Below are 21,178 nucleotides of genomic sequence, written 5' to 3'. Positions count from 1 at the left end.
TTCCTAAGATCGATCCTTCGACAAAAATGCCGCGGTGGCCTCGATGGCCTCGACCAGGCTTACCCGTTCCAGGGTCACGCCCTCCGGCAAGCTGGAGAACAGCCGCGTTGGGGCGGCGGCGTCCAGCATCACGAAGACGCCCCGGTCGTCGGCGCGGCGGATCAGGCGACCGAAGGCCTGGCTGATGCGAGCCCGAGCCACGGCGTCGTCATAACCCTTGCCGCCGAAGCGCAGGCGGCGGGCCTTGTGCAGCACGTCCGGACGCGGCCACGGCACACGATCGAAGACCAGCAGGCGCAAGGACCGGCCCGGCACGTCCACCCCGTCGCGGATGGCGTCGGTGCCCAGCAGGCAGGCGTCCTCCTCGGCCCGGAAAATGTCGACCAGCGCGCCCACCTCCAGCGGATCGACGTGCTGGGCGTAGAGGGCCAGGCCGTTGTCGGCGAGGGGCGCGGCGATGCGCTCATGCACGGCCTTCAGGCGGCGGATGGCGGTGAAGAGGCCCAAGCCCCCGCCCCCGGCGGCCAGGAACAGCTCGCGCATGGCGGCCGAGACCTGGCGCGGGTCTTCCTTGTTCACGTCGGTGACCACATAGGCCTTGGCGTGGTTCTCGTAGTCGAACGGCGAGACCAGGCGCAGCACCTTGGGCGCGGTCGGCAGGCGGGCCGCGCCGGTGCGCATCTCGGCCAGGGCGAACGGGTCCTCAAGCGCGGGATCGACCAGGGTGGCGCTGGTCACCAGCACCCCGTGGGCCGGCGACAGCACCGCCGCGCGCAGCGGCTCGGTCGGGTCCACCCAGTGGCGGCGACAGGCGGCGTCGACGACGCGGCCGTACAGGAAGGTGGCTTCGAACCAGTCGACGAAGTCCGGGTCGGTCTCGCTGGGCTCGACGTCGTCGTCCTCGATGGCCTTCAGGATCGAGCGCCAGGCCGGCAGGGTCATGCGGGCCCGGCGGTCCAGGCCGCGCAGAGCCCCTTCGATGCGGGCGCGCTCGGACGTCCCCAGGTGCTCGGCGTCCTCGTCCAGCACGTCTTCCAGGGCGCGGGCCAGGGCCAACAGCGGGGCCTCGATGGCGGCCAGGGCCTTGGCGGCTTCCGGCGCGCGCTCGCGGACCAGGTCGGTGGCCGGCCGGGCGTCGCACTGCAGGCCAAGATCCGCCCCGCCACGATCACTGGTGCGGGCGCGCAGCTGTTCGATCACCGCGACCAGGAAGTTCTCGATCGGCCCGATGGGGTTGATCTGGCCGTCCGGCGGCGCGACCCGGCCCGACCAGCCCTCGCCCGGCAAGGCGGCGGCGGCCTGGATGACCTGGTTCATCGCTCCCCGCGCGCCCTCGCGGTCGCCCAGGATGTCGAGCAGTCGCGTCTCGAGTCCCCGGCCCCGTCGGCCACGCCCTTCGGGACCACGGATCCAGCGGCGCAGCTCAGCGGCCTCCGCGCCCGACAGCGCGGCCGAGAACGCGCTATCGGCGGCCTCGAACAGGTGGTGGCCCTCGTCGAAGACGATGCGCTTGAGGCTGGTGGTCTCGTTGTCGCTCTTCAGCCCCCGCGCCGTCCGGGCGCCGTCGAAGGCGGCCTGGGTCAGGACCAGGGCGTGGTTGGCGATCACCAGGTCGGCGCGCTTGGACGCCCGTACGGCCTTCTCGATGAAGCAGATACGATAGTGCTGGCAGCCGGCGTGGATGCACTCCCCGCGCCGATCGACCAGGTTGGATGCGCTGGCCTGGGCCGAAGGTGGCACAGCCGACAGCGTCGGCAGCCATGCCGGGAAGTCGCCGCCGGTCATGTCGCCGTCACGGCTGGCGCGGACCCAGCGCGCCGTCAGCGCCAGGCCAACCAAATCGCCATTGCCCAGCTGGGCGCTATTGATCTGCTCCTGGAAGTTCAGCAGGCACAGATAGTTCTCACGCCCCTTGCGGACGACGGCCTTCTTGGCCCGCTCCTTGGGGTCGGGATAGATCGACCGACTCTCGCGCTCGATCTGCCGCTGCAGGGCGCGGGTATAGGTGCTGATCCAGACCGACGGCCCGTTGGCCTCGGCCCACAGCGAGGCCGGCGCCAGATAACCCAGGGTCTTGCCGACGCCGGTGCCGGCCTCGGCCAGCATCATGCGTGGCTCGCCCTCGCGCTCGCGCGGCTGGAAGGCGTAGGACGCTTCCTTGGCGAAAGTCGCCTGGGCCTCGCGCACCTCCTCCAGCCCCGAACGCTGCAGAAGTTCGTTCAGTCGCAGTTCGACGCGTTCGGGATCGATCGGGCGCGAGCCGGACTCGCCGGGCGGCGCCTGGTCTTCCCACTCGACCATGCGCGCCCAGACGTCCAGGCCCGAGCCCCGGAAGTGGTTGCCGGCCTGGACCGAGCGCAGCGCCCCGATCACGGCGGGGCCCCACGACCAGCCGGCCTTGGCCAGGGTCTCGGCGACAGCCAGGGCCTCCTCTCGCGAGGGGACGGGCGCCAAGGCCAGGTCGCGCAGCAGGGCGTCGGCGCTCTCGCGCAAGCTCTGGGCCTGTTCGGCGGCGCCATGCGGTTCGCGCAGGCCCAGGGCCATGGCCAAGCCCACCGCCGACGGCGCGCAGAAGGTCGCCGGCCGGACGAAGGCGTGCAGCTCCAGCACGTCGAACAGGCGTGGGTTACGCGAGGGTGGCGACAGGTTCAGGCGGCGGGCGGTCATGGCCGCGTGGGCCACCAGGACGGGGCCGTGCTCGAACAGGTCGCGGGCGTCCGGCGGACGCAGCATGCGGCCTTCGCCGCCGCCGTCGGCCACGCCAGCGCGCGGCCCGGGCAGGACGACCAGGGCGGGAGCCAGGTCCAGAGTCGGCGGGAAAGCGGTCACGCGAGTCTGTTAGCAAAAACCGGCGCGAAACAGAATAAGAACAACAGCCTCTCAGCCGATCGAGCCGTCGTCTTCCTCGTCGTCCAGCCCCAGCAGCCGGTTGACCGCCTTCTGAGCCTTGCGGCGCAATTCGGGCTCATGGCTCTCGGCGGCCTTGCGGTACATCAGCAAGGCCAGATCCTCGTCGGCCGCGATGCCCTGGCCGCGCTCGCACATGACGCCCAGATCGTACCAAGCCTCGAGATAACCCCGGTCGGCGGCCAGCTGGAACCAGCGCATGGCCTCGATGTAGTTGACCGGCACGCCCTCGCCATTGTGGTGCACGACGCCCAGGTTCGACATGCCGGCGGCCAGGTCGTTGCGGGCGGCGGCGGTGTAGAAGCGCAGCGCTTCGCCATGGTCGCGCTTCACGCCCGTGCCTTCCGAGTGCAGCCGGCCCATCTCGTTCATGGCGTCGGCCGAGCCCATCTCGATCGCCCGACGCAGCATGGCCACGCCCTTGGCGTTGTCGACGCGCGTGCCATAGCCGTCCAGATAGGCCTCGCCAGCGCTGTAGGCGCCGCGCGCCGAGCCGGCCTCGGCGGCCTTCAGGTACCAGATTAGCGCCAGGCGCGGGTTCTCGGGCAGGCCGTCTCCGCCCTCATGGCTGACCCCGACATTGTACATGCCGTTCGGATCGCCCCGCCGCGCGGCCTCGCTGTAGAGCTTCAGCGCCGCGCGCCGGTCCTTTGGCACGCCGTCCGCCCCGTCGAAATAGACATTGCCCAGCTCGACCATGGCGTCGGTGTCGCCGCGCGCCACGCCTTTGCGCAGCCAGGCCAAGGCCTGGGGCACGTCGCGTGTGACGCCCTCGCCGTCCAGGTAGAACTTGGCCAGATCGACGAAACGGGTGGCGTCGCCACCCTGGGCCTCGCGCAGGGTGGCTTCGAAGGTCGCCTTGGCTTCGGATGCCCCCGTGTCCGCCCACGCGGAGGCCGCGCCAGCCGTCGCCAGCGTCAGGGCCAATATCGCGGGCAGCACTCTGGTACGCATCACGTCCCCACCGTCCCCTTGATCGTCGCACTGACGAGCGAGGCGTCAAGCCAGTCACCTTCCCGCGCGACACCACGCAACCGGACTCGCCCGATACGGGTTCAAAAGACGGGTGAAACAGAAGGGGAACATGCTATATCGCGATCAATGCTCGCGGCTGACGCCCTTCCCCAACGCTTCCAGGACTGGTTCGCCGCCCGCGGCTGGAGCCCGCGCGAACATCAGCTGGCCATGCTGGAGAAGGCCCGCGCCGGGCGCGGCGCACTGCTGATCGCCCCCACGGGCGGCGGCAAGACCCTGGCCGGCTTCCTGCCCAGCCTGATCGAGCTGTCCGAGCGCCCGCCGCGCAATACGCCGGCCGGGATCCACACCCTCTACATCTCGCCGCTGAAGGCCCTGGCCGTCGATGTCGAGCGCAACCTCCTGACTCCCATCCGCGAGATGGGCCTGCCGATCGTGGCCGAGAGCCGCACCGGCGACACCGGCGAAAGCCGCAAGGCCCGCCAGCGGATCAAGCCGCCGGACATCCTGCTGACCACGCCCGAGCAACTGGCCTTGTTCTGCGCCTGGGAAGGCGCGCGCGAATACTTCGCCGACCTGCGCTGCGTGATCATCGACGAGGCGCACGCCATCTGGCCGTCCAAGCGCGGCGACCTGCTGGCGCTGGACCTGGCGCGCCTGCAGCGGTTCGCCCCCAACCTGCGGCGCGTGGGCCTGTCGGCGACGGTCGACGACCCGGACCTGGTGCGCAAGTGGCTGGGACATAATGCTCCTCCCCCTCTGGGGGAGGTGTCGCGGAGCGACGGAGGGGGCAGCACCGCCATCGCCGAGCTGGCTCCCTCCGGCCCTTCGGGCCACCTCCCCCAGGAGGGGAGGATCGACCTCGTTCTCGGCTCCGGCGGCGCCCAGCCGGTCGTCGAGGTCCTGGTCTCCGGCGGACGCGTGCCGTGGGCGGGCCATACGGCCGAGCACGCCATGGCCGAGGTCTATGAGATCATCAAGTCGTCCCAGACCGCGCTGATCTTCGTCAACACCCGCTTCCAGGCCGAGTTCGCGTTCCAGCGCCTGTGGGAGCTGAACGAGGCGGACCTGCCGATCGCCCTGCACCACGGCAGCCTGTCGGCCGAGCAGCGCCGCAAGGTGGAAGCCGCCATGGCGCGTGGCGAGCTGCGGGCCGTGGTCTGCACCTCCACGCTCGACATGGGCATCGACTGGGGCGACGTTGATCTGGTCATCCAGCTCGCCGCGCCCAAGGGAGCCTCGCGGATGGTCCAGCGCATCGGCCGCGCCAACCACCGCCTGGACGAGCCCAGCCGCGCCCTGTTCGTGCCCGCCAGCCGCTTCGAGATGCTGGAGTGCCGCGCCGCCGCCGACGCCATCCTGGAGAACCACCTGGACGGCGATCCGCCCCGTGTCGGCGCCCTGGACGTCCTGGCCCAGCACATCATGGGCTGCGCCTGCTCGGAGCCCTTCAAGCTGACCGACCTCTATGCCGAGGTCTGTTCGGCCGGTCCTTATGCCGAGCTCGGCTGGGAAGACTTCGAGACCGTCGTCGATTTCGTCTCGACCGGCGGCTACGCCCTGCGCACCTACGACAAGTTCCGCCGCATCGTGCAGACGCCCGAGGGCCTGTGGACCGCCCGTAACGCCCAGGCCCGACAGCAGCACCGCATGAACGTCGGCGTCATCGTCACGCCGGGGATGATCAACATCCGCATCGGCGGCGGACGCAGGCCGATGGGTGGCCGCAAGATCGGCGAGGCCGAGGAAGGCTATTTCGAGCAGCTGACGCCGGGCGACACCTTCGTCTTCGCCGGCCAGGTGTGGCGCTACAACAGCTTGGTCGGGGCCGACGCCTTCGTCTCGCCCGCCCCGAACGACGATCCGAAGATGCCCAGCTGGGGTGGCTCCAAGTTCCCACTTTCCACCTATCTGGCCAGTCGCGTGCGCCAGATGATGCACGATGAGCGCGAATGGACCGCCCTGCCCCCCGACGTCCAGGAATGGCTGGCCTGGCAGAAGATCCGCTCGGCGATCCCAGGCGATGGCGAGATGTTGCTGGAGACCTTCCGGCGCGGCAAACGCTTCCACATGGTATGCTATCCGTTCGACGGACGCCTGGCCCACACCACCCTGGCCATGCTGCTGACCCGGCGGCTGGACCGCCTGGGCGTCGGGCCGCTGGGCTTCGTCTGCAACGACTACGCGCTGAACATCTGGTCGCTGCGGCCGATGGACAACCTCGATCTCGACGAACTGTTCGCTCAGGACATGCTTGGCGACGACCTGGAGGCCTGGCTCGACGAGAGCTTCATGATGAAAAGGGCCTTCAAGCATTGCGCCCTGATCGCCGGGCTGATCGAGCGTCGCCACCCCGGCGCCGAGAAGTCCGGGCGCCAGGTGACCTTCTCGACCGACCTGATCTACGACGTGCTGCGCAAACACCAACCCGACCACCTGATGCTGCGCTGCGCCCGCCACGACGCGGCCACCGGCATGCTCGACATCGCTCGCCTGGGCGACATGCTGACCCGCGTGCAGGGCCGTATCCGACACGTCCGGCTGGACCGCGTCTCGCCGTTCGCCGTGCCGATCATGCTGGAGATCGGCCGCGAGCGCGCGCCGGGCGACGCGGCCGGCGAAATGATCCTGGCCGAGGCCGAGGAAGACCTGATCGCCGAGGCCATGTCGTGACGCGTTTTTCCCCTTCCACCTGTGGCGGCCTGCGGATCGCGCTGTCCAATGTCGAGGTCATGCTGCGCTGGTCCGGCGCCCTGTGGCTGGAGCGCGAAAGCACCCTGGTGGTCGCCGACCTGCACTTCGAGAAGGGCAGCAGCTACGCCGCGCGTTTTGGCCAGATGCTGCCCCCCTACGACACCCGCGAGACGCTGGACCGGCTGGACCGCGAGCTCAGCCTGCTCTCGCCCGCGCGGTTGATCTTCCTCGGCGACAGCTTCCACGACGGCGATGGCGAGGCGCGGCTGGCGGCGGACGACTACAGGCGCCTGGAAGGCCTGGCCCTGGGTCGTGACCTCGTCTGGGCGGTGGGCAACCACGACGCCGACGGCCCCAAGGTCCTGCCTGGCGAGATCATCGATGAAGCGGAGGTCGCCGGCCTCATGCTTCGCCACGAACCCCTGCCCGGCGTCCAGCTGGGAGAAGTCGCCGGCCACCTGCACCCGGCCGCCAAGATCACCAGCGGCCGCGCCACGACGCGCCGCCGCTGCTTCGTCACGGATGGCCAGAGGCTGGTTCTGCCCGCGTTCGGAGCCTTCACCGGCGGCCTGAACATCCTGGACGAGGCCTTCTCGAACCTGTTCGCGGGTCCGCTGCTGGCGGGTGCGCTGGGTCCCAAGCGGGTCCACGCCGTGGGCCGGAAGTCACTGCGGCCGGACTAATCCTGGCCACGAGCAGCGCTACATATGCAGCGCCTGCTCCAGCGAGAAGGCCAGGGAGATCGCCGCGCCGGCGGTCAGCAGGGTGCGCATGCGGGGGCGCCAGGTGGGGCCTTCGTGGTCGGTGACGTCCCAGACCCATTGCAGCAGGAACACAAGCAGGAAGCCCGACAGCTGCCAGGCCGGTTCGAACTTCAGTTCGCCCAGCAGCAGGCCAAATCCGGCGAAGGGGAACAGCAGCGAGATGCCCAGCACCGACCAGCGCGGGCTGATGTTCTCGATCTCGAGGCCGCTGCGCACGCCACCGAAGTACGAGACCATCGCCGCCGAATAGGCAAGCAGCGAGATCAGCGCCGGCTTCTGCACGGGCCCGGGGCCGTAGCAGAACAGGCCCGACGCGATGAAAAAGGGAATCAGGGTCGATAGGCCAAAGACCCATACCGCCGGCGGCACCGGCGTCCGCACCCCCGCGGACTCGTTCATGACTCAACTCCTTCGGAAGGCGACCGAAGCCGCCCACCCTGCCCCGAGCGCGACTATTACCGACACGAGCCCATAGGTCCACGGACGATCTTTGGAGAAGACGTAGAGCGCCCGCTCGACGCCGGCTTTCTCGACCACGAAGACGCGATCGCGAATCGAGACCGGCTTGCCGTCCTGAAAGAGGACGATCCGGGCGGTGTATTGGCCGATCGGAGCCTCGGCCGGCAAGTCGAGTTGGGCGCGGAACAGGCCCTTGTCCACAAAGCGGACGCCTTGCGGATCGGCGGCGTAGAGCCCGGCCCGCTCCTTCAGGCGCAGCACCGCGCGCCGCCAGTCCAGATAGTCGGCGCCGAGTCGACTGACCACCACGTCGCGAACGCCGTAGGTGGTCTCGACCCGCTGCTCCATCGGCGCGGCGATCGCCAGGTGCTCCAGGCCCGCGCCCAGGTGGCGTAGCGGCGCGAAGCCAGCGATGTCCTGCAGCTTGCGGGTCGAGGCCACGTGATAGAAGCCCGGCGCGCCTCGGAACACCACCGGGCGGCAGTTCAGCCACAGGCCGGCGACCTGGGTCTTGCGGGCGATGCGCAGCGGGGTGTCCGGGCCGCGCACGATGACGACGATGTCGCTGGGCCGGTCCTTGGGATCGAAGACCGCGCCATAGAGCACGATCCGCGCGCCTCGGAAGCCGGAACTGACCCGGATCTCGGTGTCGGTCAGGGCGCCCGAAATCGCCGGCGTCGGTGGAGCCTCGACGAGAGGGATCATCTCGGTGTCCCCGTCATGATGACGAAGGCTTCGTCGGGCCTGATGAACAGGTCCGCGCCCATGCGCAGGCCGACCAGCAGCACCAGGAGCGCCAGGAGCGCCCGCAGTTCCTCGGCGCGGAAACGACCCGAGGCCCGCGCGCCCAGTTGCGCGCCGATCACCCCGCCGATCAGCAGCAAGGTCGCCAGCACGATGTCGACCGTCTGGTTGCGCCCGGCCTGCAGCACGCTGGTCAGCGAGGTGGTGATGACGATCTGGAACAGGCTGGTGCCCACCACCACGGGCGCTGGCATACGCAGCAGGTAGATCATGGCCGGCACCAGGATAAAGCCGCCGCCCACGCCCATCACCGCCGACAGGACGCCGACGAACACGCCCAGCAGGATCGGCGGAATGACGCTGATATAGAGCCGCGAGCGCGGGAAGCGGACCTTGAACGGGAGGGCGTACAGCAGCGGCGGTCGGCGATCGCGGCGCGGCTTGGGCGGCTGGCCGCCGCGCCGGCGCAGGATGGCCCCGACCGACTCGGCCAGCATCAGCGCGCCGATCACGCCCAGGAACAGCAGGTACGAGACCGAAACGGCCAGGTCCGCCTGGCCGATCAGACGCAGCCAGCGGAACACCTCGACCCCGACGAACGAGCCGATCGCCCCGCCGCTGGCCAGCACCGCGCCCATCTTGAAGTCGACCGAGCGCTTCTTGCTGTAGGCGATGACGCTGGAGACCGACGAGGCGGCGACGTGGTTGGCCTCGCTGGCCACCGCCACGACCGGCGGGATGCCCATGAACACCAGCACCGGCGTCATCAGGAAGCCGCCGCCGATGCCGAACATCCCCGAGATGAAACCCACGAGTCCGCCCAGCACCACCAGCAGCAGCGCATTCACCGAGACCTCGGCGATGGGAAGGTAGAAATGCAAAGCTCGCGCGGCCCTTGCGACGTCAGGGATATCCCTGATTGCCGGTCGAGGCCTTGCGCGTCAACGCAATGCCCTTTGCTTAGGCGCGCGTCGGGCGGCGAAACCGCTCACACTTTCGCCTAACGCTTGCTTAGCGCGCGTAGACCGACAGCTTGGTCAGGGTCTCACCGTCAACGCTGCCCGAGGCCGGCAGGCCCTGGTCGCGCTGGTAGGCGGCGATGGCCATGCGCAGGGCCGGAGAAGCGACGCCGTCGCGCGGACCTTGGTAGTAGCCCAGTTGCGACAGAACCCGCTGGGCCAGACCCAGATTGGCGTTGGCGGCCGGCGCGGCGCCGGGCGACAGGCTGGCCGTGACTTGCGTCTGCGGACGGAATGCCAGGGCCGAGCGGTCGGCGGTCTGCTGGGCTTCGGCGGTCAGTTGGGCGCGCAGGGCCGTGGCGCGACCGCGGGCGGTGGCGTCGCCGGCGCGGCCGGCGATCACGTACCACTTGTAGGCCTCGGCCGGGTTCTGGCTGACGCCGTAGCCGCCTTCATAGAGCTGGGCCAGGTTGAACTGGCTGTCGACCAGGCCCAAATCGGCGGCCTTGCGGAACCAGGTGGCGGCGGTGGTCACGTTGCGCGGACCGCCCTCGCCCTTGAAATAGTAGAGCGCCAGGTTGTGCATGGCGCGCGGGTCGCCACCGGCGGCGGCGCGTTCGCTCCAGCGGCGGGCCTCCGGCATGTCCAGCTTCACGCCGCCCTTGCCGGCTTCGTACATCTTCGAGAGGTAGAACTGGGCGGCCGGATAACCCCCGTTGGCGGCCTTGCGCAGGCCGTCCAGGCCCGAGCGGTCACCGGTCTCGATCTTGCGGACGCCGTCCTCGAACAGGGCCTTGGCCTCGTCGGTCGGCTGGGCCGGGGTCTCGGCGGCCACGGGCGTGGCCTGGCCGGTCGTCAGGGCCACGGCGGCGCGCGGCGCGCCCGGCGTGGTGTCGGCTTCCGGACCGTTGATCTCGACATCGGACTTGCGGCCGGCGATGGCCTCGGCGACGCGGGGCGGCAACGCGCCTGCGCCGTCGGTGTTCAGCAGCAGCAGGCCGCCGACGCCAGCGCCCAGGGCGGTCGCCGAGCCGATGGCCACGGCGACCGTCGCCACGGTCGCGCCGAGGCGGCTCTTGGTCTTCTTGCCGGCGAAGCCGAAGCCGCTGAACAGCGACGAACCCGACTTGTCGGCCTTGGCCTTGCCCTTCTTTTCCGGCTTGGCCTTAACGTTACCCTTGGCGTCAGCGGCAGCCGCGGCGCGGGCGGCGGCCCGGGCCTGCTCGATGATGTCGCGAGTCGACATCGGGCGGGTCGGCTCGGCCGGGGCGAAGTCGGAGACTTCCGGTTCGATCTCGTAGCGCGGCGCTTCCGGCTCGAAGCCGTCGGCCAGGGCATAATCGTCGTGGCCAAAGTCGCGGTCTTCCGGCTCGGCGGCCGGGAACTCGGCGACCTCGTAGGCAGGGGCGCGCGACGGCGTCGGCGGGGCGTCGAAGACGTCCTCATCAACCTCGTCATGCCCGCTGAACGAGGCCGACTGGTTGAAGTAGCTCTCTTCGAACGGCGAGACCGGCGGCGGAGCGGCGCGGGTCGAAGCGGGGGCCGGAGCCGCGACGGGGGCCGGGGCCGGAGCGGCCTCCAGCTTGCGCGCGGTGTCGTGAAGGCGAGTGTCGATCTTCTCGCGCGCTTCCTCCAGCATGCGGAGCGTGCGCTCCTCGCTCTGGCGGATGCGGTCGATCAGCTCCTGGCTGGAGCGCTCGTGACGCTGGTTCAGGCGCTCGGTGACACGGGCGACCTGCTCACCGACATCGTCGATGGCCAGGGCGTTGCGGCGCTCGGCGCTGCCGATGCGCTCGGCCAGCTTCTCGGTGATGCGGGCGATTTCCGTGCCCAGCTTTTCCAGGGCTTGAGCCTGGACGCTGTCGGCGCGGTTCAACTTGTGCTCGACGGTGGCGGCGATGCGCGCCACTTCCCCGCCGACCTGTTCGATGGCGGTGGCGTTGCGCTGCTCGGCGGCCTGGACGCGACGGTTGAAGGCGTCGGCGACGCCGACCACTTCGCGGCCCATGCGCTCGATGGCTTGGGCCGAGCGCTGCTCGGCGGCCTGAACGTGCGCGGCCATCTCGCCCAGCTTGCGCTCCATGCGGTCGAAACGGCCGTCAGCGGTGTCGCGCAGCTTGGCGGCCATCTCGATACGAGCGGCTTCCATCTTCTGGGCCAGGTTGGCGGCCAGGCTGTCCAAGCGCTCTTGCACGCCGGCGGCCGGATTGGCGCCTTCGACCGCGCCCATGCGCTGGTCCAGGGCCGAGAACGACGAGCTCATATCGCGAAGAGCCTCGCTGGTGCGGGTCTCGGCGGCTTCCAGGCGTTCGGCCAGGCGCGCCACGACGGCGTCGACCAGGGCGGACGGGTCCTGCGGAGCCGCGGCGGCCGAAGCCGCTGATTGTTCGTTGATACGGGCTTCCAGAGCGGCGATCGCCTCTCGGGTGCGGGCTTCGCCGTCATAAAGATGGCCGGCGACCTTGCCCAGAGCGCCTTCAAGCGCGCGCAGGGCCTCGGCCGAACGCGGGCCAGCCGCCTCGGTCTCGATGCGACGCACGCGTTCGGTCGCGCGGGCCTGCTCGGTCTTAAGCTCGTCCACAGCGCCTTCGAAACGGGCGGCGACGGCGATCTGTTCACGCTCGGATTGTCCCAAACGCGTGAGCGCGTCGCGGACGGAGTGGTCGATGCCGGAAATGGCGGCGGCGTTGCGGCCTTCGGCGGCCTCGATACGCTGGGTCAGGCGGTCCAGGGCGATCGCCACGCGGCCGACCTCGTCCGCCGGATGTTCGGCGATCTCGATGCGCGACGGCGCGTCGTCCTTGACGATTTCCAGATAGGCGCGGTTCGGCGCGTTGTCGGAACCCGCATTCAGGTCCGCGCCCTGACCATCGCCTTCGATGATCATTCGGTTGAGCCATTCGCCCAGAGTCATGCCGGAGCGACGCGCGAGGTCTTTAGCGACCTCTCGTGCCTTGGGGTCTATCCCCTTAACGCTCCATGGCGACGCCGCGGTCATTGCGAATCGATCTCCTCGCATCTGAGGAAAACGCTAGTCACCGATTCCTAGGGTGTAAACGCGACCAAAACGCCAGATGTAGTGGCGGGGCGATTCATTGTGGAGGAATCGGAACGGAGTCCCAAGGTTCTGTAGCGTGGTTAAAACGCAAGAGGGTTAACGCGGGTTAACCATTTGCCAGGCCGATTGTCGCAGGCCTAGAAGCGGCCATGGACCTGACCTTAACGATCATCGCCGCGGCGACGTTCCTGATCCTGGCCGTCTTCTGCGGCTGGCGCGGCGCGCGCCCGATCAATGTCTTAAAGGGTCCGCGCATGGTTCCATGGCGCCCCTTGATGATGGTCTGCGTGGTCGGCCTGATGCTGATGCTGGTGCACCTGTTCAACCTGCTGGGCGTCCAGACCGGTAACCAGCAGCGCTACTAGGTCGCAGGCGTCGCAGGCGCCTTCTTGGGCCGCTTGGTCAGCCCCGACATGCCGCCCGAGGACAGCAAACCGATGTCGGCGAGCAGAAAAGGGATGGCCCACTTGTGGGGCGCGGCAATGTAGCGCGGCTGCCAGACGGGGTCGTACTTATCCTTGTACCGCCGCACGCCCTGGAAATTGTAGATCTCCTCGCCGCGCTCGTAGAGCAGCCGGCCAACGCGCGACATGATCGGCGCCAGCGGGCGATCCTCCAGGCCGGCCAGCGGGGCCATGCCGAACTCGAACGCCTGGTAGCCCTCGTCCTTGCCCCACTGCAGGAGCTCGACGAACAGGTAGTCCATGACGTTCTTGGGCGCCTCGTCGGAGTAGCGCATTAGGTCCATCGAGAACGAGGTCTTGCAGGCCGTCAGCCACAGGGTGGCGAAGGCGACGATCTTGCCCTCCTCGCCCCGCACCACCGCGACCGGGAACTCGGCCACGTAGCGCGGGTCGAAACCGCCCATCGAGAAGCTCTTCTCGCCGCCAGCGTGGTGGCTCAGCCAGGCGTCGGAGATCGCCTTCAGCTCGTCCATGATCGCCGTGGCGGCGCCGACCGGCAGCACCTCGAAGGCCGCACCGCCCTCTCCCGCCTTGCGCCAGTTCCGACGCAGCACCTCGCGGCGGCGGCCTGCCAGGCTGAAGGCTTCCAGCGGCACGGCGGCGCTCTCGCCGGTCTTCTGGATGGCCAGGCCAAGATCCACGGAATCGGGCAGGTCTTCCGGGCCCAAGCCATAGAAGCCGGCGCGCGCGGCGTGGGCGTCGGCCAGCTCGCGGAAGCGCCAGAACAACTCCATGCGCTCCTCGTCCTTGCCGACCGGCGCGCCCAGGGCGATCCAGGACCGGCCGCGCACGCCGAACATCAGGAAACTCTCGCCCGAGGCCGAGAACAGGAAACGCTTGTCGCCCAGCAAGGCGAGATTGGCGCTGGGTTCGGCGTCCTCGGCCTTGGCCAGGATGGCGCGGACGCGGTCGAACTCCGGGTCGGTGTCATCGACCACCGACGGGGTGGCGGCGGTGGCGATCAGCCGCCAGATGCCGACGGCCAGCAACACGATGGCCGCGGCCACCGATGAGCGGATCGCACGAGCGGCCTCGTCATGGTCCCGCAGCACGCGGATCCAGGACTTGTCGGCGAATTCGGTGTGGTTGAACGACCACCAGCCCAGGAGACTGGCGCCCACGATGGCCGCCGCGGCCGACAGCAGCCAGCCGGGCGTGATCTCCATCCGGGTCAGGGCCGCCTTGCGCGGGAAGGCGTCGTGGAACGGGACGATGGCCAGGAAACAGACGGCCAGCATCGCCGTCTCTTCCCAGTTCAGGCCCTTGAAGATGGCCAGCACCGCCGAGGCGGCCAGCACGAACAGCGCCGCCCACCAGGCCGCGCCCAGGCGCGCGCGCAGGCCGAACGCCAGCAGCAGCAGGACGAGGCCCAGGATGGAGGAGAAGAAGTGGCTGATCTCGATCAGCAGGTCGGGCGCGAAAGCCAGCAGCAGCAGGAACCGGGTCGGCTCGGACGGCGTCGCGCCGGAGGCCAGCAGCATGACCCCGGACGACGCGGCCAGGATCGCCGCCAAGGTCGGGGCGATCGCCAGGGCCGCGGGCCTGAAAACTGTCGAGGACATCCAGATCCCGGAATGACGAATCCCCGGTGGGATCCAGCAACAGGTCATCCTATAGCGCGCAAACCGTGACGTGGTCGCGGATCAAGATGCGAACGACCGTTTGAATCATCTTGCCGCCGCCGTCGCGTGGCGTAGTGTGTCGGCTAACTAGACGTCCGCTTAGGGAGATGAACGATGGCCGATTTCGGGGGAACCGAACTCGACGCCTTCCGCGCCGAGACCCGCGCCTGGCTGGAGGCCAACTATCCGAAGTCCCTGAACGCCCCGATGGGCGAGGACGACGCCCCGTGGGGCGGCCGCAACATGGTCTGGAAGAACCCCGACGCCAAGCTGTGGCTGGACCGCATGGGCGAGAAGGGCTGGACCGCCCCGATGTGGCCCAAGGAATATGGCGGCGGCGGGCTGTCCAAGGCCCAGAACAAGGTGCTGGAGCAGGAGTTGCGCCGGCTGAAGGCCCGCCCGGCCCTGATGAGCTTCGGCGTCTGGATGCTGGGCCCGGTGCTGTTGGAATACGCGACCGAGGAGCAGAAGCAGCGCTTCCTGCCCCAGATCGTGAAGGGCGAGATCCGCTGGTGCCAGGGTTATAGCGAACCGGGCGCGGGCTCGGACCTCGCCGCCCTGCAGACCAAATGCGAGGACAAGGGCGACCACTATCTGATCAATGGCCAGAAAGTCTGGACCAGCTATGCCGACCAGGCCGACTGGATCTTCTGCCTGGTGCGCACCGACACCAGCAAGAAGCACGAGGGCATCTCGTTCGTGCTGTTCGACATGACCTCGCCCGGCGTCGAGGCCCGGCCGATCAAGCTGATCAGTGGCTCCTCGCCGTTCTGCGAGACCTTCTTCGACAATGTGAAGGTCCCCAAGGACCAGTTGGTCGGCAAGCTGAACGGCGGCTGGGACATCGCCAAGCGACTGCTGCAGTACGAACGCCAGAACATCAGCGCCTCGGGCTTTGGCGGCGGTGGCGGCCTGTCGGTCGTCGAGGCGGCCAAGAAGGAGATCGGCGTCGATGGCGAAGGCCGGATCGCCGACGGCGACTTCCGCGCCCGCCTGGCGGCCCATTCGATGGACGCCCACGCCTTCATGCTGACCGTGCGCCGCGCCGAGACCGAGTCCAAACAGGGCTCGGGCCCCAGCGCCGCCGTCTCGATCATCAAGTACGCCGCCGCGAAGATGAACCAGGAGCGCACCGAGCTGCTGGTCGAGGCGCTGGGCCTGCAAGGCCTGGGCTGGGGGGGCGAGGGCTTCGCCGCCGAGGAGCTGGCCGCCCCGCGCGCCATGCTGCGCGCCAAGGGCAACTCGATCGAGGGCGGCACCAGCGAGGTGAACCTGAACGTCGTCGCCAAGCGCGTCCTCGGGCTCCTGGACCACCAATAGTCCGATGATCGAGTTCTGGTACGAGTTCGCCTCGACCTATTCCTATCCGGCGGCCATGCGCATCGAGCGGCTGGCCGCGGAGAAGAGCGTGGCCGTGGCCTGGCGGCCGTTCATCGTCGGTCCGCTGTTCCATGAACAGCAGGGCCTGAACGACAGTCCGTTCAACGTGGTGGCGGTCAAGGGCGAGTACATGTGGCGCGACCTGGAGCGCGTCTGCGAGGCCGAGGGCCTGCCGCTGCATCACCCCAGCCAGTTCCCGCGCAACAGCCTGCTGGCCGCCCGCGTGGCCCTGGTCGGACTCGAGGATGGCTGGACCCCGGCGTTCAGCCGCGCGGTCTACCAGGCCAACTTCGTCGACGACCTGGACATTGGCAGCCCCGAGGTCTTGGCCTCGCTGATCGCCGAGGTCGGCGCGGGTCCCGAACACGTGCTGGCCGCCGCCCAGTCCCCGCCAATCAAGGCCTTGCTCAAGGACCATGTCCGCATGGCCAAGGAGCGCGGGCTGTTCGGCGCGCCCAGCTTTCTCACCGCCGACGGCGAGCTCTTCTGGGGCAACGACCGTCTGGAACAGGCCCTCGACTGGGCCGTCCGTCATCAATCCAGGGAGCACGCCTGATGGCCGTCCTGACCGAAGAACAGACCATGCTGCGCGACGCCGCCAAGGGCTGGGCCAGCGAAAGCGCCCCCGTCGGCGCCCTGCGCAAGCTTCGTGACGGCAAGTCCAGGCAGAGCTTCGATCCGGCCGCCTGGGCGCAGATGGGCGAGATGGGCTGGGCCGGGGTGATCGTCCCGGAAGACTATGATGGCTCGGCTTTTGGCTATCTGGGCCTGGGCTTGATCCTGGAAGAGACCGGCCGGACCCTGGCCGCTTCGCCCCTGCTTTCCACCGCCATGATCGCCGCCTCGGCGCTGACGCTGGGCGGCTCGGACGCGCAGAAGTCGGCCTGGCTGCCCAGGATCGCCACCGGCGCGGCCGTCGCCACCCTGGCCGTCGACGAGGGCTCGCACCACAATCCGGCCCGCACGGCCCTGACCGCGACCAAGGGCGACGCGGGTTTTGTGCTGAACGGAACCAAGACCTTCGTCCTCGACGGCGAGGCCGCCGACCTGCTGATCGTCGTCGCCCGCACCGGCGGCGCGGGCACGGAAGGCCTTACCCTGTTCCTGGTCCCCGGCGACGCCCCCGGCGTCACCCGCACCCACCTGTCGCTGCTGGACTCGCGTGGCGCGGCCCAGATCGCTTTCGACGCCGTCGAGGTCGGGGCCGACGCGGTGCTGGGCGAGGTCGACAAGGGCTGGGCGGTGCTGGAACCGGTGCTGGACCGCGCCTATGCCGGTCTGGCCGCCGAGATGCTGGGCAGCGCCTCGGCGGCCTTCGACATCACGCTGGACTACATCAAGACCCGCACCCAGTTCGGCCAGGTCATCGGCGCCTTCCAGGCCCTGCAACACCGCGCCGCCAAGTGGTTCACCGATTTGGAAACCACCCGCTCCTGCGTCGAGGCCGCGCTCGAAGCCCTCGATGCCGGTGGCGACAGCCGCGCCCTGGCCTCCCTGGCCAAGGCCAAGGCCAGCGAGCTCGTCCATCTGGCCAGCAACGAGATGGTCCAGATGCACGGCGGCATCGGCATGACCGACGCCCACGACAGCGGCCTGTTCATGAAGCGCGCTCGCGTCACCGAGGCCCTGTTCGGCGGCGCCAGCTTCCACCGCGACCGTTACGCACGGCTGATGGGGTTCTAATACCCCTAGTCCTGGGGATAGGCCGCCCTCGCGGGCTCCGGATACCGTCGTTCTCGAACTGACGGACCGGGGTCCCGCGGGGAGCGGGTTTCAATGACGGCTTCCGTCCAGGGGAGCCATCATGACCAAGCTTATCGCCACCATTACCGCCCAAATTTTCGTGGTTGGGGGCCTCGCCCTCGCCCTCGCCGCGACCGCCGCCCAGGCCCAGACGCCGCAGCTGACCTATCCGACCGACGCGTCGATGAGCTGCGACCAGATCAGCGCCGAGATGGTCCGCATGGACCAGGTGATGGGCGTTTCCAACGGCGCCATCGCCAGCGCCGAGGGCGCGGCGCGCGGGGCCGAGACCGCCGCCAGCCTGGGCGTCAACGCCGCGCTCTACAGTGGAGCCCTGGGCCGGGTGCCGGGCCTGGGCATGTTCGCCAACGCCGCCGCCTCGCAGGCCAAGGCCGCCGCGGCGGCCAAGGCCCAGCGCGAAGCCCAGAACATCCAGGTCGCCCAGCAACGCCGCGCCGTGATGGCCGGTCTCTACCAAGGCAAATGCGGCGCGGCCGCCGCCGTGGTCCCGGCCACGCTCACCACCGCCAGCCCGGCCCCGCCCACCCTGGCCGCGACCCAGGACGTCATCCTGCGCGGCGCCGCGGCGCCCAACGGCGCGGCGGTCGGCACGGTCAAGGCCGGCGGCGCGGTCTATCCGACCGGCCAGCGCAACGGCGTCTGGATCGAGGTCGACGACGAGAACGGCGCCCGGGGCTGGATGTCCTCGGCCTTCGCCAAGGCGAAGTAGCCGCCCGGCGCCCGGTCCTCCGACTTCAGGGTGGCCGCCTTCAGGGCAGCCGAGGGGCGGCCGCGCGCATGGGACCAGGCGACCAAGGCCCCCTCCCCTTCCCTAGGGTTGGGCCCGTCGCCTGAGGCGTGGGATCCGCCGCCCGCGCCAACCGCCCCTCCTCGCGGTTCCCCAATCGCGAGGAGGGGTCCCATGCCGATCCTTCAACTGACAGGGCCGCCTACTGGCGGCCCTTTTTCTTTGGTGAACCCAGATAATCTGAGGTTGTGACCAGCCTAGACTGAGTAGATATGTCGGGAACCCGACAATTTTGTCGCCAGGTAAATGATGACTACCCACAAAGGGTTCGTCGGACTCTTTTATTTTTGCCGCGCTCCTGACTGGATTGTGTCGGCTAAGCGACGGCGCGGCACAGCTGACCCACCTATAGCTTGCAACCCTTGCCGTGAGACGGCGTTCGATTCGGCATGACTGGGCCGTTAGCGACCTTGAAGAACCGCTTGCTTTCCGCATTGCCGTCCGAAGACCGGGGTCTTCTCACACCTCATCTTTCCACGGTCGATCTCGAAAAGGGCCGTCTGCTCTACGATCCGGGCGACCTTATCGATCAGGTGTACTTCCCCGCCGATTGCGTCATCTCGCTGATGACCCTGATGGAGAACGGCGCGGCCATTGAGTCCGCCACCATCGGTCGCGAGGGCGCGCTTGGCCTGATGGCCGCCGTGGCCCCGCGCCAGTCGCTGAGCCGCGCCATCGTCCAGGCCCCCGGAGCGGCGCTGCGCATCGCTTCGGGTCCGCTACACGAAGCCTGGACCCGCAGCGCGGCCCTGCGCGACCTGGTCGACCGCCACAACGAGGCCCTGTTCGGCCACGCCATCCAGTCGGTGGCCTGCAACGCTCTGCACGCGGTCGAGGCGCGCTTCTGCCGCTGGCTGCTGTCGTGCCACGACCGTCTGGACACCAACACGGTCAGCCTGACCCAGGAGTTTCTGGCCGACATGCTAGGCGTGCAGCGCACCACCGTGACGGCCGTCGCCGGCTCGATGCAGGCCAAGGGCCTGATCCGCTATCGCCGGGGCGTGGTCGACATCCTGGACCGCAGCGGCCTCGAGGTCATGACCTGCGAGTGTTACAGCGCGGTGCGCCGAGGCTACGAGCGGCTGCTGCCGGCGTCGTTCGCCCCATAAAGAAAATCCCGGGCCTTGGCCCGGGATCTCCATTCTCAGTTGGGTTTTACCTACGCCGCGCCGGCGCGGGCGCATGCGCCAAGCGCAGCAGATTCGCCGCGCCCGGAGCGCCGAACGGCGTGCCGGCCACGACCAGCAGGCGCTCGCCCGGAGCGACCAGGCCCAGCTCCAGAGCCTTGCTCGAGGCGTCGGTGGTGACGACCTCCAGGCTGTCGGGCTGGGCGCTGACACGGGGCTCGACGCCCCAGACCAGGGCCATGCGGCGCACGGCGTTGATGTCGGGCGACAGGGCCAGGACCGGCTGCAGCGGACGTTCCCGCGAGAGTCGGCGCGCGGTCGCCCCGGTGGTGGTGAAAGCCACGAGGCATTTGGTCGAGCCGGCCTTCGCGGCGCCAGCGGCGGCGACCACCAGCACGTCGGCGTCATCGTCGTCGTGATGCTGCTCGGCCTGCATCAGTTCGGGCCAGCGCGGATCGCGCTCCACCCGCTCGATGATGCGGTTCATCATCGACACCGACTCTTCGGGATATTCGCCGGCCGCCGATTCCGCCGACAGCATCACGGCGTCCGCGCCCTCGTAGACGGCGTTGGCCACGTCCGAGGCCTCGGCCCGCGTCGGCGTGGGCGAGCTGATCATCGATTCCAGCATCTGGGTGGCGACGATCACCGGGATGCCGCGCTCGCGCGCCGCCCGCAGGATGACCTTCTGGGCCACCGGCACCTCTTCGGGCGCCATTTCGACGCCGAGGTCGCCACGCGCCACCATGACGCCGTCGCACAGGTCGAGGATTGGACCCAGCACCTTCAGGGCCTGGGGCTTTTCGATCTTGGCCAGCACCGCGGCGCGGCCTTCGACGATGCGACGCAGCTCGGCCATGTCTTCCGGGGCCTGCACGAACGACAGGGCGATCCAGTCGACGCCCAGACGCAAGGCGAAGGCGAGGTCCTCGCGGTCCTTGGCCGTCAGGGGCGACATCGGGATGACGACGTCCGGCACCGCCACGCCCTTGCGTTCCGACAGCTTGCCGCCGTTGGCGACGGTGGTGTTGGCATAGCCCGGACCGGCGTCGGTCACGACCATGCGCAGCTTGCCGTCGTCCAGCAGCAACGTGGCGCCCGGCCGCATCGCGGTCAGGATTTCCGGGTGCGGCAAGTGCACTCGCGTCTCGTCGCCCGGCGTCGGGTCGCTGTCGAAGCGGAAGGCTTGGCCGGCCTGCAGCATCACCGGGCCGTTGGCGAACTTGCCGACGCGCAGCTTGGGACCTTGCAGGTCCGCCAGGATGCCCAGCGGACGGCCCACGATCTTCTCGGCCTCGCGGATCGCCGCATAGACGGCCGCGTGGGTCTCGTGCGCCCCGTGGCTGAAGTTCAGGCGGAACACGTCAGCCCCGGCCTTGGCCAGGGTGACGATCATGTCGAGCGAGCTGGAAGCGGGCCCGATCGTGGCGACGATGCGGGAGCGACGGGCGCGGATCATGCCGTCGCTCCTTCT

16 protein-coding genes are annotated in these 21,178 nt (G+C 69.2%); 8 read left to right on the top strand and 8 right to left on the bottom strand.

Going from position 1 to position 21,178, the window contains the following annotated elements; all coding sequences use genetic code 11:
- Window positions 1-3: 3 nt before the first annotated feature.
- A complete protein-coding gene (locus tag ACW173_RS15445; RefSeq protein WP_492080880.1) occupies window positions 4-2,829 on the bottom strand; it encodes an ATP-dependent DNA helicase in 2,826 nt (941 codons plus the stop codon).
- Window positions 2,830-2,880: 51 nt separating this feature from the next.
- Entirely contained in the window at window positions 2,881-3,861 is a 981-nt protein-coding gene (locus ACW173_RS15440; RefSeq protein WP_492080879.1) for an SEL1-like repeat protein, read from the bottom strand.
- A 147-nt stretch (window positions 3,862-4,008) separates the two neighbouring features.
- Here ACW173_RS15440 and ACW173_RS15435 point away from each other — a divergent pair, with 147 nt between their 5' ends.
- Both ACW173_RS15435 and pdeM read left to right on the top strand, forming a co-directional pair.
- Window positions 4,009-6,555, top strand: coding sequence for a ligase-associated DNA damage response DEXH box helicase (locus ACW173_RS15435; RefSeq protein ID WP_492080878.1), 2,547 nt, complete (start codon window positions 4,009-4,011; stop codon window positions 6,553-6,555).
- Window positions 6,552-7,259, top strand: a complete 708-nt coding sequence (gene pdeM / locus ACW173_RS15430) for a ligase-associated DNA damage response endonuclease PdeM (protein WP_492080877.1) — start codon at window positions 6,552-6,554, stop codon at window positions 7,257-7,259. The genes ACW173_RS15435 and pdeM overlap by 4 nt, the downstream gene beginning before the upstream one ends.
- A gap of 18 nt (window positions 7,260-7,277) precedes the next feature.
- On the opposite strand, the gene ACW173_RS15425 is transcribed toward pdeM, so the two are convergent.
- The 4 genes from ACW173_RS15425 to ACW173_RS15410 form a co-directional block, all read right to left on the bottom strand.
- Complete coding sequence (locus ACW173_RS15425; RefSeq protein WP_492080876.1) at window positions 7,278-7,739, bottom strand: DUF3429 domain-containing protein; 462 nt, start codon at window positions 7,737-7,739, stop codon at window positions 7,278-7,280.
- Between the two features lie 3 nt (window positions 7,740-7,742).
- Window positions 7,743-8,504: a TIGR02186 family protein gene (locus ACW173_RS15420; protein ID WP_492080875.1), complete on the bottom strand. Its 762-nt coding sequence runs from the start codon at window positions 8,502-8,504 to the stop codon at window positions 7,743-7,745.
- Window positions 8,501-9,424, bottom strand: a complete 924-nt coding sequence (locus ACW173_RS15415) for a sulfite exporter TauE/SafE family protein (RefSeq protein ID WP_492080874.1) — start codon at window positions 9,422-9,424, stop codon at window positions 8,501-8,503. The genes ACW173_RS15420 and ACW173_RS15415 overlap by 4 nt, the downstream gene beginning before the upstream one ends.
- Window positions 9,425-9,554: 130 nt before the next feature.
- Complete coding sequence (locus tag ACW173_RS15410) at window positions 9,555-12,500, bottom strand: peptidoglycan-binding protein (RefSeq protein WP_492080873.1); 2,946 nt, start codon at window positions 12,498-12,500, stop codon at window positions 9,555-9,557.
- 209 nt (window positions 12,501-12,709) lie between these two features.
- Between ACW173_RS15410 and ACW173_RS15405 the strand changes: the two genes are divergently transcribed.
- Window positions 12,710-12,925, top strand: coding sequence for a hypothetical protein (locus ACW173_RS15405; protein WP_492080872.1), 216 nt, complete (start codon window positions 12,710-12,712; stop codon window positions 12,923-12,925).
- Here the strand turns inward: ACW173_RS15405 and ACW173_RS15400 are convergent.
- Entirely contained in the window at window positions 12,922-14,586 is a 1,665-nt protein-coding gene (locus ACW173_RS15400; RefSeq protein ID WP_492080871.1) for a phosphatidylglycerol lysyltransferase domain-containing protein, read from the bottom strand. The genes ACW173_RS15405 and ACW173_RS15400 overlap by 4 nt on opposite strands.
- Before the next feature lie 174 nt (window positions 14,587-14,760).
- Here ACW173_RS15400 and ACW173_RS15395 point away from each other — a divergent pair, with 174 nt between their 5' ends.
- The 5 genes from ACW173_RS15395 (at window position 14,761) to ACW173_RS15375 (ending at window position 19,686) form a co-directional block, all read left to right on the top strand.
- Window positions 14,761-15,966 carry an acyl-CoA dehydrogenase family protein gene (locus ACW173_RS15395; protein ID WP_492080870.1) on the top strand — a complete coding sequence of 402 codons (1,206 nt, stop codon included), beginning with the start codon at window positions 14,761-14,763 and terminating at the stop codon, window positions 15,964-15,966.
- Window positions 15,967-15,970: 4 nt separating this feature from the next.
- The gene (locus ACW173_RS15390) at window positions 15,971-16,582 is read left to right on the top strand and encodes a 2-hydroxychromene-2-carboxylate isomerase (protein ID WP_492080869.1); all 612 of its coding nucleotides are present in this window, start codon (window positions 15,971-15,973) and stop codon (window positions 16,580-16,582) included.
- Window positions 16,582-17,709 (top strand): acyl-CoA dehydrogenase family protein, encoded by a 1,128-nt coding sequence (locus ACW173_RS15385; protein ID WP_492080868.1) that lies wholly within the window; start codon window positions 16,582-16,584, stop codon window positions 17,707-17,709. The genes ACW173_RS15390 and ACW173_RS15385 overlap by 1 nt, the downstream gene beginning before the upstream one ends.
- Window positions 17,710-17,830: 121 nt before the next feature.
- Complete coding sequence (locus ACW173_RS15380; RefSeq protein ID WP_492080867.1) at window positions 17,831-18,499, top strand: SH3 domain-containing protein; 669 nt, start codon at window positions 17,831-17,833, stop codon at window positions 18,497-18,499.
- Between the two features lie 500 nt (window positions 18,500-18,999).
- Entirely contained in the window at window positions 19,000-19,686 is a 687-nt protein-coding gene (locus tag ACW173_RS15375) for a Crp/Fnr family transcriptional regulator (RefSeq protein ID WP_492080866.1), read from the top strand.
- Between the two features lie 46 nt (window positions 19,687-19,732).
- On the opposite strand, the gene pyk is transcribed toward ACW173_RS15375, so the two are convergent.
- The gene (gene pyk, locus ACW173_RS15370) at window positions 19,733-21,163 is read right to left on the bottom strand and encodes a pyruvate kinase (RefSeq protein WP_492080865.1); all 1,431 of its coding nucleotides are present in this window, start codon (window positions 21,161-21,163) and stop codon (window positions 19,733-19,735) included.
- Window positions 21,164-21,178: the final 15 nt, after the last annotated feature.

The sequence above is a fragment of the Caulobacter sp. ALps2 genome (assembly GCF_058681635.1).
This window is presented reverse-complemented; position numbering and strand designations above follow the sequence as displayed.

Bases quoted from the DNA above. Each gene is read 5' to 3' on its own strand.
- ACW173_RS15440 (WP_492080879.1), bottom strand. From the start codon at position 3,861: ATGCGTACCAGAGTGCTGCCCGCGATATTGGCCCTGACGCTGGCGACG.
- ACW173_RS15435 (WP_492080878.1), top strand. From the start codon at position 4,009: ATGCTCGCGGCTGACGCCCTTCCCCAACGCTTCCAGGACTGGTTCGCC.
- ACW173_RS15425 (WP_492080876.1), bottom strand. From the start codon at position 7,739: ATGAACGAGTCCGCGGGGGTGCGGACGCCGGTGCCGCCGGCGGTATGG.
- ACW173_RS15420 (WP_492080875.1), bottom strand. From the start codon at position 8,504: ATGATCCCTCTCGTCGAGGCTCCACCGACGCCGGCGATTTCGGGCGCC.
- ACW173_RS15410 (WP_492080873.1), bottom strand. From the start codon at position 12,500: ATGACCGCGGCGTCGCCATGGAGCGTTAAGGGGATAGACCCCAAGGCA.
- ACW173_RS15405 (WP_492080872.1), top strand. From the start codon at position 12,710: ATGGACCTGACCTTAACGATCATCGCCGCGGCGACGTTCCTGATCCTG.
- ACW173_RS15400 (WP_492080871.1), bottom strand. From the start codon at position 14,586: ATGTCCTCGACAGTTTTCAGGCCCGCGGCCCTGGCGATCGCCCCGACC.
- ACW173_RS15395 (WP_492080870.1), top strand. From the start codon at position 14,761: ATGGCCGATTTCGGGGGAACCGAACTCGACGCCTTCCGCGCCGAGACC.
- ACW173_RS15390 (WP_492080869.1), top strand. From the start codon at position 15,971: ATGATCGAGTTCTGGTACGAGTTCGCCTCGACCTATTCCTATCCGGCG.
- ACW173_RS15385 (WP_492080868.1), top strand. From the start codon at position 16,582: ATGGCCGTCCTGACCGAAGAACAGACCATGCTGCGCGACGCCGCCAAG.
- ACW173_RS15380 (WP_492080867.1), top strand. From the start codon at position 17,831: ATGACCAAGCTTATCGCCACCATTACCGCCCAAATTTTCGTGGTTGGG.
- pyk (WP_492080865.1), bottom strand. From the start codon at position 21,163: ATGATCCGCGCCCGTCGCTCCCGCATCGTCGCCACGATCGGGCCCGCT.